This window comes from Ruminiclostridium papyrosolvens DSM 2782 (assembly GCF_029318685.1).
Classification (GTDB): domain Bacteria; phylum Bacillota; class Clostridia; order Acetivibrionales; family DSM-1351; genus Ruminiclostridium; species Ruminiclostridium papyrosolvens.
Genome location: NZ_CP119677.1, coordinates 836,965 through 854,238 on the forward strand (window position 1 = coordinate 836,965; position 17,274 = coordinate 854,238).

The following is a 17,274-nucleotide window of genomic DNA, read 5'->3' on the forward strand; positions in this document are numbered from 1 at the left end:
TAAACCTTCAATTTTTGGGAAACATAATTATTGAATGTTTAGTTTTTTGTTTTAAAAAATCTTAATAAAAACGGTGATATACATATATGAATAATATATCAATTATCCTAATAATAATTTTATTTGCAATTATTGCAGGTTTGATAGGACTTGTTCTAAGAAAAAGACCATCCTATGATGTTCAGATAGAGGATGTAGTCTTAAACCCTGATGATTTAATGAGACATGCAGAGCAGCTGGCGAAGACACAGCTTACAGAAAAAAGAAGCTCAGGAATAAATAAAATCAGGGAAAGAATTGAAAGAAATTTTCAGAAGGTACTTGATACCTACCATAAATTCAATATAGATATTTCTGCGTCTTTCCCTGTTCCTCCGGCTGCGGAATGGTTGTTGGATAACTTTTATATTATTGAAGAACAAAAAAGTATTCTTATTAAGGAATTAAGCGAAGCAAAGCAGACCTTACCAGTAATATCTGAGGGCGCTTATGCAGGGTATCCAAGGATATTTGCAATAGCTGCAGATTTGGTGTCCCATTGTGATGGTAATGTAAATGAAAGGATTATAAGGGATTTTATAACTGCCTATCAGAGGTACACTTTCCTTTCCATACAGGAACTCTGGATACTGTCAACAATGCTGAAGGTGGCTCTTTTGGAAAAACTCTGTGCTGTGTGCGCCAGAATGCAGGAGAACCGTCAGGATTGGTACAGGGCAGAAAATATAATTAATGGAATCAGGCATAATAATGAAAACTGCGATGATTTCAAAAGACATATAGACCAACTTGACGAAATAACCCCTGCTTTTGCGGAACATCTTATCAGAAAGCTGCGAAAGGATGGGGCAAAAACTCTGTGGATGATTGAATGTCTGGACAGTATTCTTATTCAGAAAAGTACTTCAACAGATAATCTTATTTCGGAGGACCATTTTAATCAGGCAACACTTCAGGTATCCATAGGAAATATTATTAACAGCTTCAGGGCACTATCAAACTTTGACAATACTGTCCTGTTTGAAGAACTAAGCGAAGTAGAGAGAATTCTAAAGCTTGACCCCTGTGGAATATACTCGCAAATGGACTTTAACTCCAGAAACCATTACAGGGACATTGTAATGAAGCTGGGAAGCAAATATGATACAACTGAAATAAACATAGCCAGATTATGCGTTGATTTGGCAAAGGGTAATTACCAAAAGAATCCTTCCGTAACCGCTGAAAATCATGTAGGATATTATCTTGCAGGAAATGGAAACAGCATTCTTACGGGCAAGCTTGGAAACAACAAGCCACCTTTCTTTAAAAACCGTGAGAGCTGGTATATTTCAGCTATAGTGATTTTCTCTGTTTTAATTGCACTTATACCCACGCTCAACAGTATTTTAAGGGAAAAAGGTGGACTAACCTTTATTGCTGTATTTGCAGGTATACTTTCAGTTATTCCTGCAAGCGAAATAGTTGTGTCAGTGCTAAACAGCTGTATAAGCAGAGCTGCAAAACCTGCGAGACTTCCAAAACTGGAGCTCAAAGACGGTATCCCGGAGGATTGGGCTACTATGGTGATTATTCCAACCCTTATACCAAATGTAAACAGGACGCTTGAGCTTATAGATAACCTCGAAATTTATTATCTTGCTAATAAAGGCAGTAACATATACTTTACTCTTGTAGGAGATTTCAAGGATGCAGATGAAGAAACTCTTACTGATGATAATACAATAGTTGAAGCCGCAATAGAAAAGGTAAAGAGTTTAAACAGTAAATACAGCCGGAGGGACGGCAAACCTGTTTTCTATTTTTTCTGCAGGAAAAGAACCTATAACGAAAAACAGAGTAAGTGGCTGGGCTGGGAGAGAAAAAGAGGAGCAATCGTTGAGTTCAACAGACTTCTTGGGGGAAATAAAAATACAGGCTATGTATTTAGAAGTGCAGATGTTGATTCTCTGCCGGATATCAAGTATGTCATAACTCTGGATGCAGACACACAGCTTCCTTTGGATGCTGCAAAGCAGATGGTAGGCGCAATGGCTCATCCTTTAAACAAGGCTTATTTTGATGTGGAAAAAGGTATTGTCACAAAGGGTTATGGTATAATGCAGCCTCGTGTTGACGTAAACATTGAAAGTGCGGGAAGGTCAATTTTTACAAGAGTTTTTGCAGGACAGGGAGGAATTGACCCATATACTACAACTGTTTCTGATGTATATCAGGATGCTTTCGGTGAAGGAATATTCACGGGAAAGGGTATATATGATATTGATGTTTTCAGAATGGCTCTTGACAAGGCAATACCTGAGAACAGTGTATTAAGTCATGACCTGTTGGAAGGCAGCTTTTTAAGAACTGCACTTGTTACTGATATAGAATTGATTGACGGCTACCCTGAAAAATACAATTCATTTATGATGAGACTGCACCGTTGGACAAGAGGTGACTGGCAGCTGCTTCCATGGATACTGGGGAAAAATGATTTATCGTTGTTATCTCGTTGGAAAATGCTTGATAACTTGAGAAGAAGTCTTGTTCAGCCTGTTCTTGCAGTTATAGCCTTGTTGGCTGTGTGGCTTTTCAGATACAGCAGCAGAGGGTGGCTTATACTTGCACTTATAGCCTTGTGCTCTCCTGTTTTAAACTATTTCGTACAGCTTGTGCTTGCGGGCAACTATAAGATATTTATCGCAAAGCGAAGAACTACCATTATAACCGGGTTCAAAGCAATACTCCTGCAATTGGGACTGCTATTAACTTTTTTGCCATATCAGGCAGAATTAATGGTAAATGCAGTAGCGAAATCCATATACAGAGTATATATGTCAAAACAAAACCTGCTGGAATGGGTTACGGCAGCTGACATGGAAAGGTCCCTTAAAAACGGAGTGGTCAGCTATTACACAAGGATGTGGTTTTCACCTGTATATGGTGGGATTATTTTAGCTCTTTCTGTTTTTTACAGGAAAGAGTTTTTACCGGTGGCTGTGGCAGTATTTATTTTATGGGTACTTTCTCCATGGATTGCTTATATAATTAGTATTCCTTCTGATAAAAACAATGCCCTCCTTGATTTGGCAGGAATTGAGGAAGTCAGATTGCTGGCTAGAAGAACCTGGTGTTATTTTGATGAATTTGCAGGACCGGAAGAAAACTATTTGCCTGCGGATAATTATCAGGAAGAACCATACAAGGGAGCTGCACACAGAACATCTCCAACCAATATAGGTTTGCTTCTGGTATCAAATCTGGCTGCTAGAGATATGGGATATATCAATACACCGGACCTTTTAACAAGGATAGAAAATACCATAAATACCATTGAAAAAATGGATAAATGGAACGGGCATTTATATAACTGGTATAATACCTCTAACATGGAGGTGCTGCGCCCTAAATTTATTTCAACTGTTGACAGCGGAAACTTTATAGGCTATTTAATGGTACTTCAAAAAGGACTTTCCGGACTGTTGGAGAGCCCCATATATGACTTTTCAACAATAGAGGGGTTATTTGATCTGCTGGAAATATGCAATTCGGAAATAGACGGCAGTAAGGCATATTTTGATATTGAACTGTTGAAAAAGCTTGTAGACACGGATAGTACTGAAGAAAGCTTTAGAATTCTTTTGCCTGCCGTTTTAAAATTAGTTGAAGAGTTGGATAATAACAAGAGAACAGGGTACTGGCTAAAAAAACTGGACAGCTTTATTAACACATTTAACTCTGAATACGAACAATACAAGGGAAGTCTCTTTACTCCCATAAAAAATATAACTCAGGAGCTGCAGAGGATTCAAGATTTGCAGACCAGAGTTCAGAAGCTTATTGATGCCATGGAATTCAAATATTTATTTGACCCAATCAGAAATCTTTTTGCAATAGGTTTTGATGTTGAGGAAGGCCATGCAAGTAAATCCTATTATGACCTTTTTGCTTCTGAGGCCAGACAGACCAGCTTAATTGCCATAGCCAGAGGGGAAGCGGGCAGACAGCACTGGTTCAAGCTGGGAAGAAAGCTGGTAAGGGTAAACGGTATAAAGGGACTTGCATCATGGACCGGAACTATGTTTGAATACCTAATGCCAAGACTGCTGATTAAGAGTTATTCAAACACATTAATAGACAAAACCTATGAATTTGTTGTAAAAACACAGATAAAATATGGATTGGCTAACAAAGCACCTTGGGGGATCTCAGAATCCTGCTATTATGCATTTGACATAGGCTTAAATTATCAGTACAGAGCTTTTGGTGTGCCTCAATTAGGTTTGAAAAGAGGCCTTGCAAACGATTTTGTTGCAGCACCCTATGCAACTGTAATGGCTCTGGACATAGCACCACGAGAATGTGTTGAAAACATTCACAGGTTCAAAGAGCTTGGTGCCATGGGGAATTTCGGTCTGTATGAAGCTGTTGACTTTACAAGCTCCAGAATGAGCAAGGGACAGTCATATGCTGTTGTAAAAAGCTACATGGTTCACCATCAGGGAATGAGTATGCTGGCTTTGGTAAATTTCTTTAAGAATAATATAATGCAGGAACGCTTCCACAGTAATCCTTTAATTAAAGCGGTGGATTCACTGCTTCAGGAGAAGTTCCCGGCAGCGGCTGTAATTAATAAGGAATTCAGAGAACAGCCGGTTGGAGGAACTAGAAGGAATATTGACCACGAGGAAACGGTTATTAGGGAATATCAAAAGCTTTCGGCATATCCCAATGTGCACCTGTTGTCCAACGGAAGCTACTGTCTGATGATTACGGACAAAGGCTCCGGCTACGGTAAATTGCATTCAATGTCAGTGTACAGATGGATTAACGATTATATGCAGAGCAGCGGAGCATTTATATATATTAGAAATGTAAACTCAAATGAGTTTTGGTCAACTACCTATAATCCCACAAACACAAAGCCTGAAGCCTATAAAGCTATATTTGCACCTCACAAGGCAGAGTTTGTCAGAAGAGAAGGGAATATTGAAACAAATACAGAGGTAATAATCAGTTCAGAGGACAACACAGAGGTAAGGAGAGTAAGCATACACAATCATAGTAACTCCAAAAGGGTAATAGAACTTACCAGCTATATGGAAGTTGTTCTGACACAGCCTGAAGCCGATTCGGCCCATCCTGCCTTCAGTAAGCTGTTTGTGAAGACTGAATATGTGGATGAATACAATGGACTTCTGGCAATGAGAAGGAAAAGGGATGATATAAAACAAACCACATGGGGATATCATATCGCCTCTACAAATGGAAAAGTACAAGGACATGTGGAATATGAGACAGACAGGTCACTTTTTATAGGCAGAAACAGAAATCTTGCATATCCACGTGCCATGGAGCCGGACAGACCACTTTCAAACTCAGTAGGCTCTGTACTTGACCCTGTTTTCAGTCTGAGAATCAGGGTTACGGTTGAAGCAGGAGAAAGTACTGTAGTCAATTTTTGTATGGGCGCTTGCGACAGCAGAAAAACAGCGATTGAGATGCTGTCAAAATACAGTGATGCGGCTGCAGCAGACAGAGTTATTGAAATGGCATGGACAAGAAGTGTAGTAGAAGCAGGCTTTATAAATGTTGGCGGAGATGCTGAGAAAGTTTACCTGAGACTGCTGCCCGGAATGTTATTTGGGATTGACAGAAGAGAACAGGCTGAATATATCCTGCGCAATTCTCTTAGCCAGTCTGATTTATGGCCTTTTGGAATATCAGGGGACCTGCCTATGGTCTTGGTTACGGTAAAAAGCAGAGACAGCTTTGAAGAGGTAGACTGGGCTTTGAAATTGCATGATTTCTATAGAATCAAAGGGGTTGTATTTGATTTGGTAATTCTTCTTACAGATGAAGAATCCTATATACAACCAATATTTGAAATGATAAGGGACATGGCTGTTTCAGGGAGGTCTTATGACCTGTTGGATAAAAGAGGCGGTATATTTATAAGAAATTCAAGGCAAATGAATGAAGAGCAGAAAAATCTTCTTTTTGCCTGTGCAAAAATAGTAGTGGACGCTGATATGGGAATTGCATCGTTGATGGAGGTAATAGAAGGTATTGAAAAATCTCTGAATGTTGAGATTCATGGAATATCAGAGCCTTACGCAGATAGTGCTGCCCCGGCTAGGATAGGTGAAAACTCAGGCAAAGATGATGCAACATCCAAAGAACTGTTGTTTTTCAACGGATTTGGAGGCTTTACAAAAGACGGAAAAGAATACGTTGTGGAGTTAGGTACGGGAATGAGTACTCCTGCACCATGGGTAAATGTAATTGCCAATGAAAAATTCGGATTTATATGCACCGAATCAGGCGGAGGCTATACATGGCATCTTAACAGCAGTCAGAATAAACTGACCTCGTGGATAAATGACCCTATTACCGATACTCCCTCTGAGGTAATATATATTTGTAACACTCAAAAGGGTAAGGTGTGGAGCTGTACTCCTTTGCCTGCCAGAGAAACAGAACCTTATACCATAAGACATGGATTCGGTTACACCTGTTTTTCGCATAACAGCAACGGAATCAATCAAACCCTTACACAGTTTGCAGCAGAAAAAGCAGCTGTAAAGTTCAGCATATTGAAGCTGGAAAATACTACAGCAAGTGAGATGCTTCTGGATACCGCATATTATTTCAGACCTGTACTTGGAACGGAATTTGCACAAACGGCTCCATATATTGTTACCGAATTTGATGAGTCGTTGAACGCTATTCTTATAGACAATGTGTACAATGCAGATTTCAGAGGACAAAGAGCTTTTCTGTCATGTTCGGAGAAGGGAGTATCCTATACCGGCAGCCGTTTGAATTTCTTCGGTGCTGATATGGATATATCAAATCCCGCAGGGATGAAGGGAGACCTTGATTCCAATACAGGAGCAGGTATTGATTCCTGTGCAGTCATAAAGGCACATATAGGGCTTAAACCCGGTGAGACAAGAGAAATAGTATTTTTTATGGGACAGGACAACCTTGAAAAGGTTTCAGAATTAATTAATGATTTCAGAAGTACCGAAAAGGTAAAAAATGAACTGGAAAGGGTAAAAGACAGTTGGGATAGGAGACTGGGGCAGCTGCAGGTTAATACACCTGATGTATCAATAAATCTGATGCTCAACGGATGGCTGCAATATCAGGTGCTTTCCTGCAGGATATGGGCCAGATCCGGATTTTATCAAGCGGGAGGTGCTTTCGGCTTCCGAGATCAGCTTCAGGATGTAATGTCCGTTGTATACAGCTTGCCGGAGCTGACAAAAAATCAGATACTCTTGCATTGCAGACATCAGTTCCCGGAAGGAGATGTTCAGCATTGGTGGCATGACCAAAAGATGAACGGTATCAGAACAAGATACTCTGATGACTTGCTATGGCTGCCATATGTGACATGTGATTATATAAATGCAACAGGAGATTTTGAAATCCTCAATATAGAGGAAGGGTATATTACCTCTCCTGTTCTTAATGAAAATGAACATGAAAGATATGAGATACCTGAAGATTCAGGTATGAAAGGGACAGTTTACGAGCATTGCATCCGTGCCATAGACCAGGGCCTCAAATTCGGAATCCATGGAATACCCCTCATGGGCGGTGGAGATTGGAACGACGGAATGAATCTTGTAGGTGTTAACGGTAAAGGTGAAAGCATTTGGCTGGGATGGTTTATGTACTGCGTTTTGCATAGAATGATTCCTGTTTGCAGTAAAATGGGAGACAGCCAAAGAGCAGAGGATTACAAAATAAAAGCTGACACTATAATAGAAGCAATTGAAAAAGAAGCATGGGACGGAAGTTGGTACAGACGTGCATATTTTGATGATGGGTCACCTTTGGGCTCAATAGAAAATGATGAATGTAAGATAGACTCTCTGTCTCAGTCATGGGCAGCAATAACCGGAGCAGCAAAAAACACAAGAGTAGAGGAAGCAATGGATGCTGTGGAAAAATATCTGGTTGACAGGAGAAACGGACTTATTAAGCTGCTGACTCCGCCCTTCTATGACAGCGAACTCAATCCCGGATATATAAAGGGGTATTTACCGGGAGTGAGGGAAAACGGAGGTCAGTATACTCATGCAGCCACTTGGGTTATTTACGCCTTTTCCAGACTGGGAAACGGAGAGCGTGCATGGGAGCTGTTTAATATGATAAATCCCGTAAACCATGCCAGAACAAAGAATGAAAGTATGACCTATAAAGTAGAGCCTTATGTCATGGCTGCCGATGTATATGCGGTATACCCCAATGAAGGAAGAGGGGGATGGACGTGGTACACAGGAGCAGCAGGGTGGATGTACAGAATAGGTATGGACCATCTTCTGGGAATTAAAAAGCAGGGTAATTCTATTTTGATGGACCCATGTATTCCTCAGAGCATGAACGAATACTCCGTGAGATATGTTTATGGAAGTTCCGTTTACAACATAACAGTAAAAAATCCCGGACACAAAAACACAACTGTCCAAAGAATAACTATGGACGGCAAAACTACAGAAACCAACAGAATAGAGCTTGTTGACGACGGTAGGACACATGAAGTTGAAGCGGTAATGTAGACGAAATAAGGGCTGTCGCAAAACAATATAATGTCTGTTTTGCAGCAGCCCGTTTTTTATAAGGATTTTAGTATATCAGCTTGTTAAACAGTTTACATACATCCTTCTCATATGCTATATTAAAGTAGTGTGTGAAATCAATAACAAACTGACTTTGTATAATAAACTCGGATTTACTCGGACATGGGATACAATCCGGGTAAACTAATTTAAAAAGGAGTATATATATGGCAAAAATTTCAATGAAAACTCCACTGGTTGAAATGGATGGAGACGAAATGACCAGAGTAATCTGGAAAATGATTAAGGACATTCTTTTGATTCCTTATATTGACCTTAAGACAGAATACTATGACCTTGGACTTGAGTACAGAGAAAAGACAGGGGACAAGGTAACTACAGATTCTGCTGTTGCTACTAAAAAATATGGTGTTGCGGTAAAATGTGCAACCATAACTCCAAATGCGGAAAGAGTAACAGAATACAACCTTACACAAATGTGGAAAAGCCCTAACGGTACAATAAGAGCAATTCTTGACGGAACAGTTTTCCGTGCGCCTATATTGGTTGATAGCATTAAACCATTTGTTAAAACATGGGCAAAGCCTATTACGATAGCAAGACATGCTTATGGCGATGTTTATAAGAATGTAGAATACCGTGTTCCCGGAGCAGGAAAGGCAGAACTGGTATTTACAAACGAAAAGGGTGAAGAAACCCGTGAGACAATCCACGATTTCAAAGGTGCAGGCGTAATACAGGGAATGCACAATATAGATATGTCCATAGAAAGCTTTGCGAGATCCTGCTTCAACTATGCACTTGACGTTAAACAGGATGTATGGTTCGCAACAAAGGATACTATATCAAAGAAATATGACCATACATTTAAGGATATTTTCCAAGAGATATACGAAAAAGAATATGATGCAAAATTCAAGGAAGCAGGAATAGAATATTTCTATACCTTGATTGATGATGCAGTTGCACGTGTTGTAAGATCTGAAGGCGGATTTATCTGGGCCTGCAAGAACTACGACGGTGATGTAATGTCAGATATGGTTGCTACTGCCTTCGGAAGTCTTGCAATGATGACATCAGTTCTCGTTTCACCTGAAGGCTTTTATGAATACGAGGCAGCTCACGGAACAGTTCAACGTCACTATTATCAGCACTTAAAAGGACAGGAAACTTCCACTAACTCCATGGCTACATTGTTTGCATGGACAGGAGCGCTTCGCAAGAGAGGTGAACTGGACGGAATAAACGAACTGATTGAATTTGCGGACAAGCTTGAAAAAGCTTCAATAAAGACAATTGAGAATGGTGTAATGACAAAGGATTTGGCTGCTCTTTCAGAATTGAAGACAATAAAGACTGTAAATACTGAGCAATTCCTTGTTGAAGTAAAGAATACTCTTGATTCAATGATGTAATTTAAAGAAAGCTAAAGCATAATAACCCTGCAAGTCGGTTATTATGCTTTTTTTGTCTGCCCTCGGCAATTTACTATATATTTTCCTAAAAGTGTGATAAAATGACACTAGCTGTTTTGCGACTTGCAATTATAGAGATTTATTTATTTTTAAATAATAATTTTTCAGGAGGTAAAAATGAACAGTTTAATTAAACCAGAAGGCTATAAACCAAGCCTTGACATACGTATGACAGAAGTTGCCATTAAAAAAACAAAGGATTATTTTGAAAGTGAACTTGCAAAAGAATTGAATTTAACCAGAGTTTCCGCACCATTATTCGTGAGACCTGAAACGGGCTTGAATGATAACCTGAATGGTGTTGAAAGACCGGTAGCTTTTGATGTAAAGGGAATCGGCGGAGACACGGTGGAAGTTGTTCATTCACTTGCAAAATGGAAGAGAATGGCATTGAAAAGATACGGCTTTGCACCCGGAGAAGGCCTTTATACTGATATGAATGCAATCAGAAGAGATGAGGATATGGACAATCTTCATTCAGTATATGTTGACCAGTGGGACTGGGAGAGAATAATACTTAAAAGCGATAGAACCGAAGAAACCTTAAAAACTATAGTAAGAAAGATTTTTTCAGTATTCAAGAGGACTGAGGACTATTTGTCAGGCTTGTATCCAAACCTGCAAAGATACCTTCCTGAAGATATATTCTTTGTTACCACTCAGGAGTTGGAGGATATGTATCCGAAAATGACTCCAAAGGAAAGGGAAACTGCACTTGCAAAAGAGAAGAAAGCTATATTTATTATGAAAATAGGTGACACTCTGAATTCAGGAATCAAGCATGACGGAAGAGCCCCTGACTATGATGACTGGGCACTGAATGGAGATATAGTATTCTACTATCCTGTTTTGGACATAGCTTATGAGGTTTCATCAATGGGAATTAGAGTAGATGAGGATTCACTTGTTGCACAGCTTAAAAAAGCAGGCTGTGAAGACAGAAAGAATCTTAAATTCCACAAGGAACTTTTAAACAAGGAGCTTCCTTATACAATCGGTGGAGGAATCGGCCAATCAAGAATATGCATGTTCTTCCTTGGAAAGGCACACATCGGAGAGGTTCAGGCTTCAATATGGAGCGATGATATGATAGAAGAATGTTCACAAAATAACATAGAATTACTGTAATAGTTCGTATAAAATGTACAATGGGGTACTTAATTTTATACAGGGACTTTTAATTTAATACATTTTGGCATATTATAGACTAGAGTATGTTATGTAAAACAAATGTACAAAGGAGTACGGTTAAAAATGAGTTATTCAGAGATAAAAAAACTATTCAGAACGCCGGATGAATATATTGGAAAAACTATAACAGTTCCGGGATGGGTAAAAACAGTCCGGGATTCAAAAACTTTTGGTTTTATTGAGTTGAACGACGGAACTTTCTTTAGAAACCTTCAAATTGTATTTGAAGAAGGCAAGCTTGAAAACTTTAAAGAGGTTGCAAAACTTTCCGTAGGATCCTCCATAGAAGTTGAGGGTATACTTGTGGAGACTCCAAACGCAAAACAGCCCTTTGAATTAAAGGCAAATAGGATATCCATTGAGAACCTGTGCCCGGCGGACTACCAGCTTCAGAAGAAAAGACATTCCTTTGAATTTTTAAGGACAATCTCACATTTAAGACCAAGAACAAACACCTTTTCTGCTGTTTTCAGAGTCAGATCCCTGGCTGCTTTCGCCATACACAAATTCTTTCAGGAGAGAGGCTTTGTTTATGTCCATACTCCCCTAATAACAGGAAGCGACTGTGAGGGTGCAGGACAGATGTTCAGAGTTACCACACTGGATATGAAAAATCCTCCAAGAACTGAAAATGGTGATATAGACTATTCACAGGATTTCTTTGAAAAGGAAACAAGTCTTACGGTAAGCGGTCAGTTAACTGGTGAAGCCTATGCTATGGCCTTTAAGAACATATACACCTTCGGACCTACTTTTAGGGCTGAAAACTCCAACACTGCAAGGCATGCAGCAGAATTCTGGATGATTGAACCGGAAATTGCTTTTTCTGATTTGAAGGATGACATGATGCTTGCAGAAGATATGCTTAAGTATGTTATCAATTATGTTGTTGAAAATGCACCTGAAGAGATGCAATTCTTTAATAGCTTTGTAGATAAAGGTCTTTTAGAAAGATTGGATAACGTTGTTAATTCCGATTTCGCACACATAACTTATACAGAAGCTATTGAGATATTGAAAAAGAACAAAGACAAGTTTGAATACCCTGTTGAATGGGGTGCTGATCTTCAAACAGAGCATGAAAGATATATTACGGAGCAGGTATACAAGAAGCCTGTATTTGTTACCGATTATCCAAAAGAGATAAAAGCATTTTACATGAGGATAAACGATGACAACAAGACTGTTGCGGCTATGGACCTTCTGGTTCCCGGTGTAGGTGAGATAATAGGTGGAAGCCAGAGGGAAGAGCGTCTGGATATTCTTGAAAAGAAGATGGATGACATGGGACTTAGCAAGGAAGATTACCAGTGGTATCTTGACCTTCGTAAATACGGAGGAACAAAACATGCCGGCTTCGGTCTTGGTTTTGAGAGAGCTATAATGTATCTCACAGGAATAACAAATATCAGAGATGTAATACCTTTTGCAAGAACCACAGGCAGTTGCGAATTTTAGTAAAAGTCAGGGAGCTTCACAAAAAAATGTGAATGCTCCCTTTTTATGCTTTACCCTCTCAGGTAAGTAGTACCGTCCATTGGGATGTATACTTGCAGTCCGGGTGGAATACCTTGACTTCCAACAAAGTAGAAGGTCAGATTTCTTCTCGGAAGAAGATTTACAGGCACAAGTAAGAGATTGGTTGTGGAGTTGGACGGCCTGACAAAAAAGTTATATCTTCCCGGAGGGAAGCTCCTGTAATCGGAAACTTCTGTGTAGCCTATGTTTGTAAATACTGCCGGGCCTCCCCTTAATACAAGATCGAGGTTGCCGGAATTAGGTGAGAGATTGGCAAACCTGATATTGACTCTGCCCGGGGCAAGGGTCTCATATTCATCTTCAACAGGCAGAATTCCTATTCTTGGAAGGATACCGATTACTGCAAGAGTAAATACCTGTTTATCGGAGATGGGTAGATTTATTCTCAGTATTGGAGTGTTCTTTTGTCCGGCAGGGTAAACCTCAATATTATAAGTACCTTTAGCTAATGGCATGTATTCAGTAAACTGTCCGTAAGAAAGTCCTCCGGCAATAAGTTTGTTATTAGCATAAACATCAGCAGCAGGAGTTCCCGGAGAAGCGTGAAACAGCCTGATATATGAAATACCGGGCACTTGTCTCAGACTCTCTGTCTGATTAATGTCAAAAAAGTCATAATCCATAAAATTCACCACCATGTTATATAATAAATTTGAGTAGTCATATATCAATATATGCTGTGTAATAAGGAAAAGTTAACATAAATATCAAATAAAAAAGAATTCTGCAAAAATTTTATATTGTAGGGAATGAAATAATTAGTGTATGATTAATTTGTTTGTGGTATAATAGCATGAGATTTTATAAGAAAAGGAGTAGTTGTTATGTCGATATACGAACAGTGGAGAGATATTGCGGATGCTGAAAGAACTCCACAAGAAAATGAGTCTTTTTGGAAAGATTATTTTTTAAAGGAAAAAGATAACTACGCATATATATTAGGTAACAATTTGAAGACCTTGAAAGGTGAATTAAAAGAACTTGCAAGTACATTTAATATGGATGATGTTACATTTACAGGTTTCTTGGACGGAATAAATACCAGCCTTACACAAGAGATTGATCTTGAGTCTCTTGAAGAAACAACAGTTCTGGATGCTGAAATAGACTACGAGAAACTGTATTTTAATATGTTGGATGCAAAAGCAGAATGGTTATACAATCTGCCTGAATGGGAAGACATACTTTCTGCTGAAAGAAGAAAAGAAATTACCACTGAATACAGAAAGGCCGGAATTGCTTCAAGCAATAAAGTTGGCAGAAATGACCCCTGTCCTTGTGGAAGTGGGAAAAAATACAAGAAATGTTGCGGAAAGTAATATTATTTGATATTAGAGAATAATTATACACATAAATAAAAGGTTTGAGTTAATCACGTATATATCCACGGTTGACTCAAACCTTTATTTTTCCCTATAATATGCATGGGACAAGGACTTTGAAAAAATATCTATACATATTGATGAATTTTTAACAAATTAAACTTGCACTGATGTATGAATTATTATACAATTAGGATAGATTAGGAACTTTTTATGAAAGAACAGGCCTCTGATTATTCATACCAGATCAAAATAAATTAGGATATTTTAGAGAAATAAGGGCATGGCATAAAAAATGTTTTAGCCAATGCCGGAAATGGAGAAGATATGGAAAAAAAATTAAATGATTACATTGATAAGATGGTAAGTGCAGTTGATTGTACAAACAGGATTGATCCCGAATATTTTACAAAATACAGCGTAAAAAAAGGACTTAGAAACAGCGATGGCTCCGGAGTTCTGGTTGGATTGACCGAAATTGGTGAAGTACATGGTTACGTTATGTACGAAGGTGAAAGAAAAGAAGACGAAGGCCGTCTTGTTTACAGAGGTATAGACGTATTTGAATTGGTAAGGGGATTTCAGCAGGAGAAAAGATTTGGTTTTGAAGAAGTATGCTATCTGCTGTTGTTCGGAAAGCTTCCAAATAGTAGTGAATTAACAGAATTTACTGATTTGTTGGGTGGATTAAGGGCATTACCGAGCGGCTTTACCGAGGATATGATATTAAAGGCACCAAGCTCAGATATAATGAATAAGCTTGCAAGAAGTGTACTTGTTTCTTATTCATATGATGAGGAGCCGGATGGTATAGACCCCAGAAATCTTTTGAGACAGAGTATTGAGCTGATAGCAAGATTTCCTACAATGGCAGCATACGGATTCCAGGCAAAGTCCCATTACTATGGAGGGCAGAGCCTGTATATACATAGTCCTGTTCCTGAGTTGTCAACAGCTGAAAATATACTGCATATGATTAGGCCGGATAATAAATATACGCAGTCCGAGGCTGAAATACTTGACTTGGCTCTTGTACTTCACGCAGAGCATGGAGGAGGAAACAACTCGACTTTTGCAGCAAGAGTAGTTTCTTCTACGGAAACTGATACTTACTCAGCCATTGCTGCTGCAGTTGGTTCTCTGAAAGGGCCGAAACACGGCGGAGCCAACATTAAAGCAATGAATATGCTTACAGATATAAAGGAACATGTTGAAGACTGGGCAGATGATGATGAAATCAGAGGCTATCTGGTAAAGATAATCAACAAGGAAGCCTATGACGGCGCAGGTCTCATATATGGAATGGGTCATGCCGTATATACTTTGTCAGACCCAAGAACAATACTGTTAAAAGAAAAGGCGCATCAATTGGCAATTGAAAAAGGAAGGGAAAGAGAATTCCTGCTTTACGATGCTGTTGAAAGAATTGCACCTGATGTATTTGCACAGGCAAAGGGCACAACTAAAAATATTTGTGCCAATGTTGACCTTTACTCAGGCTTCGTATATGATGCACTGGGAATTCCGACAGAGCTGTTCACACCATTATTTGCAGTTGCCAGAATAGTTGGCTGGTGTGCCCACAGAATAGAAGAAGTAGTATGTATGCAAAAGATAATAAGACCTGCATACAAGAGTATTTCAAAGCCGCAAAAATTCTTGCCTATAGAAGATAGATAATCATTTTATTTCAATAAGGATGGGGAAACGCTTTACAGCGTTATCCCCAAACTCCTATCATACTCATAAAGACGATAAACAGCAGAACAGGTGTAATATACCTTACCAAAAAGGTATAAATCCTTATAAGTTTCTTGTTTTTCAACTCCCCGTAATTGGAAAGCTCTGTTTTCATGTCCTTTTTATCTATAACATAACCTGCGAACAATGCGATGAGTAGCCCGCCAAGGGGTAACAATACATTTGAAGAAGCCTGATCAAAGAAATCAAACAAGCTTAAACCGAAGGGTTTGATTTTACTTACTGGGTTAGCACCATTCTGAGACATGGTAACAAATGTTCCTATAACAAGAACTATGGTGGAACATAGCAATACTGCTTTTCTTCTTGATACTTTCTTTTCTTCCACGAAGTAAGTAACCACAACTTCAAGCATTGACAGCATTGCGGTTGTTGCTGCAATGGCTGACAGTACAAAGAACAGAACTATTAGAACTCCACCAAAGGGAACTTTTGAAAAAACCAAGGGTATTGTTTTAAACAACAGTCCCGGGCCTTGCTGAGGAGTCATACCAAAGGAGAAAACAGCAGGGAAAATAGCGATACCTGCCAGAAGTGAAACTATTGTGTCCGACACGGCAACTTTCCCGGCAGTAGCAATCATATTGTTGTCAGAGGTAAAGTAACTTCCGTAGGTGATAATAGTTCCCATTCCCAAAGAAAGCTTGAAAAAAGAAAGGCCTAATGCCATTAAAATAACTTCTTTTGTAATACTGGAAAAGTCTACCTTGAAAATGAAGGCTACTCCTTGCATGGCGCCCGGCAATGTAAGTGCTCGTATATCACATATTATAATAAGAATCAACAGCACAGGCATCAAAACTTTAGTCATTCGCTCAATTCCTTTTTTTACTCCCAGTACCAGAATTGATGCAACTACTATAATAGCGACAAACTGCCATATAATAGGGGCAACGGGGGAAGAAGCGGTTTTATTGAATATGTTGTCCAATTCTTTATAAGAGCTGTTCGCAAAGGTTCCTGACAAGGCTTTGAAAATATAAGAATAAACCCAGCCTGCTACGGAGCTGTAGAAAAAAAGAATAAAAAAAGCCGACAATATACCCATATACCCTATTATTTTCCACGGCCCTCTGGACTTTATAGCAGCTATGGCACCGATAGGGTTTTTTCGGGTTTTTCTTCCTATATACATTTCACTTATCATAACAGGCAGCGCTACTAAGACAATACATATAAAATATATCAGGAGAAAAGCTCCACCACCGTAATTCCCTGTAAGGTAAGGAAATTTCCAAATATTGCCTAAACCCACGGCCGAACTTAATGTTGCGAAAAAAACTGCTAATCCTGTTGAAAATCTCTCTCTTTCCTGCGATTTTTTTTCCATTAATTTTTAGTACCTCCAGAGCATTAGTGATAATTATTTTTTACAGTTTGACAATAATAATACAGATATGTAGTTTTAAT

Annotated in this window: 8 protein-coding genes; 6 read left to right on the top strand and 2 right to left on the bottom strand. The window is 39.0% G+C overall.

Features of this window, described 5'->3' with window-relative positions:
- Positions 1-86 precede the first annotated feature (86 nt).
- From P0092_RS03825 to asnS, 4 genes are all read left to right on the top strand, one after another.
- A complete protein-coding gene (locus P0092_RS03825; protein ID WP_004618782.1) occupies positions 87-8,555 on the top strand; it encodes a glycoside hydrolase family 94 protein in 8,469 nt (2,822 codons plus the stop codon).
- A gap of 227 nt (positions 8,556-8,782) precedes the next feature.
- Positions 8,783-9,991, top strand: a complete 1,209-nt coding sequence (locus P0092_RS03830; protein WP_004618780.1) for an NADP-dependent isocitrate dehydrogenase — start codon at positions 8,783-8,785, stop codon at positions 9,989-9,991.
- 177 nt (positions 9,992-10,168) lie between these two features.
- A complete protein-coding gene (gene asnA / locus P0092_RS03835; protein WP_004618778.1) occupies positions 10,169-11,179 on the top strand; it encodes an aspartate--ammonia ligase in 1,011 nt (336 codons plus the stop codon).
- Between the two features lie 126 nt (positions 11,180-11,305).
- On the top strand, positions 11,306-12,700 hold the full coding sequence (gene asnS / locus P0092_RS03840; RefSeq protein ID WP_004618775.1) for an asparagine--tRNA ligase: 1,395 nt from the start codon (positions 11,306-11,308) through the stop codon (positions 12,698-12,700).
- 50 nt (positions 12,701-12,750) lie between these two features.
- Here the strand turns inward: asnS and P0092_RS03845 are convergent, their stop codons facing one another.
- Positions 12,751-13,404 carry a DUF4397 domain-containing protein gene (locus P0092_RS03845; protein ID WP_004618773.1) on the bottom strand — a complete coding sequence of 218 codons (654 nt, stop codon included), beginning with the start codon at positions 13,402-13,404 and terminating at the stop codon, positions 12,751-12,753.
- Between the two features lie 201 nt (positions 13,405-13,605).
- On the opposite strand from P0092_RS03845, the gene P0092_RS03850 reads away from it, so the two are divergent.
- Both P0092_RS03850 and P0092_RS03855 read left to right on the top strand, forming a co-directional pair.
- Positions 13,606-14,100 (top strand): SEC-C metal-binding domain-containing protein, encoded by a 495-nt coding sequence (locus tag P0092_RS03850; RefSeq protein WP_004618770.1) that lies wholly within the window; start codon positions 13,606-13,608, stop codon positions 14,098-14,100.
- Between the two features lie 330 nt (positions 14,101-14,430).
- The gene (locus tag P0092_RS03855) at positions 14,431-15,783 is read left to right on the top strand and encodes a citrate/2-methylcitrate synthase (protein WP_004618768.1); all 1,353 of its coding nucleotides are present in this window, start codon (positions 14,431-14,433) and stop codon (positions 15,781-15,783) included.
- 40 nt (positions 15,784-15,823) lie between these two features.
- On the opposite strand, the gene P0092_RS03860 is transcribed toward P0092_RS03855, so the two are convergent.
- Complete coding sequence (locus tag P0092_RS03860) at positions 15,824-17,194, bottom strand: sodium-dependent transporter (RefSeq protein WP_004618766.1); 1,371 nt, start codon at positions 17,192-17,194, stop codon at positions 15,824-15,826.
- Between the last annotated feature and the right edge of the window lie 80 nt (positions 17,195-17,274).

Coding starts and splice junctions, on each gene's coding strand:
- P0092_RS03850 (WP_004618770.1), top strand. CDS start 13,606: ATGTCGATATACGAACAGTGGAGAGATATTGCGGATGCTGAAAGAACT.
- asnA (WP_004618778.1), top strand. CDS start 10,169: ATGAACAGTTTAATTAAACCAGAAGGCTATAAACCAAGCCTTGACATA.
- asnS (WP_004618775.1), top strand. CDS start 11,306: ATGAGTTATTCAGAGATAAAAAAACTATTCAGAACGCCGGATGAATAT.
- P0092_RS03845 (WP_004618773.1), bottom strand. CDS start 13,404: ATGGATTATGACTTTTTTGACATTAATCAGACAGAGAGTCTGAGACAA.
- P0092_RS03855 (WP_004618768.1), top strand. CDS start 14,431: ATGGAAAAAAAATTAAATGATTACATTGATAAGATGGTAAGTGCAGTT.
- P0092_RS03860 (WP_004618766.1), bottom strand. CDS start 17,194: ATGGAAAAAAAATCGCAGGAAAGAGAGAGATTTTCAACAGGATTAGCA.
- P0092_RS03830 (WP_004618780.1), top strand. CDS start 8,783: ATGGCAAAAATTTCAATGAAAACTCCACTGGTTGAAATGGATGGAGAC.
- P0092_RS03825 (WP_004618782.1), top strand. CDS start 87: ATGAATAATATATCAATTATCCTAATAATAATTTTATTTGCAATTATT.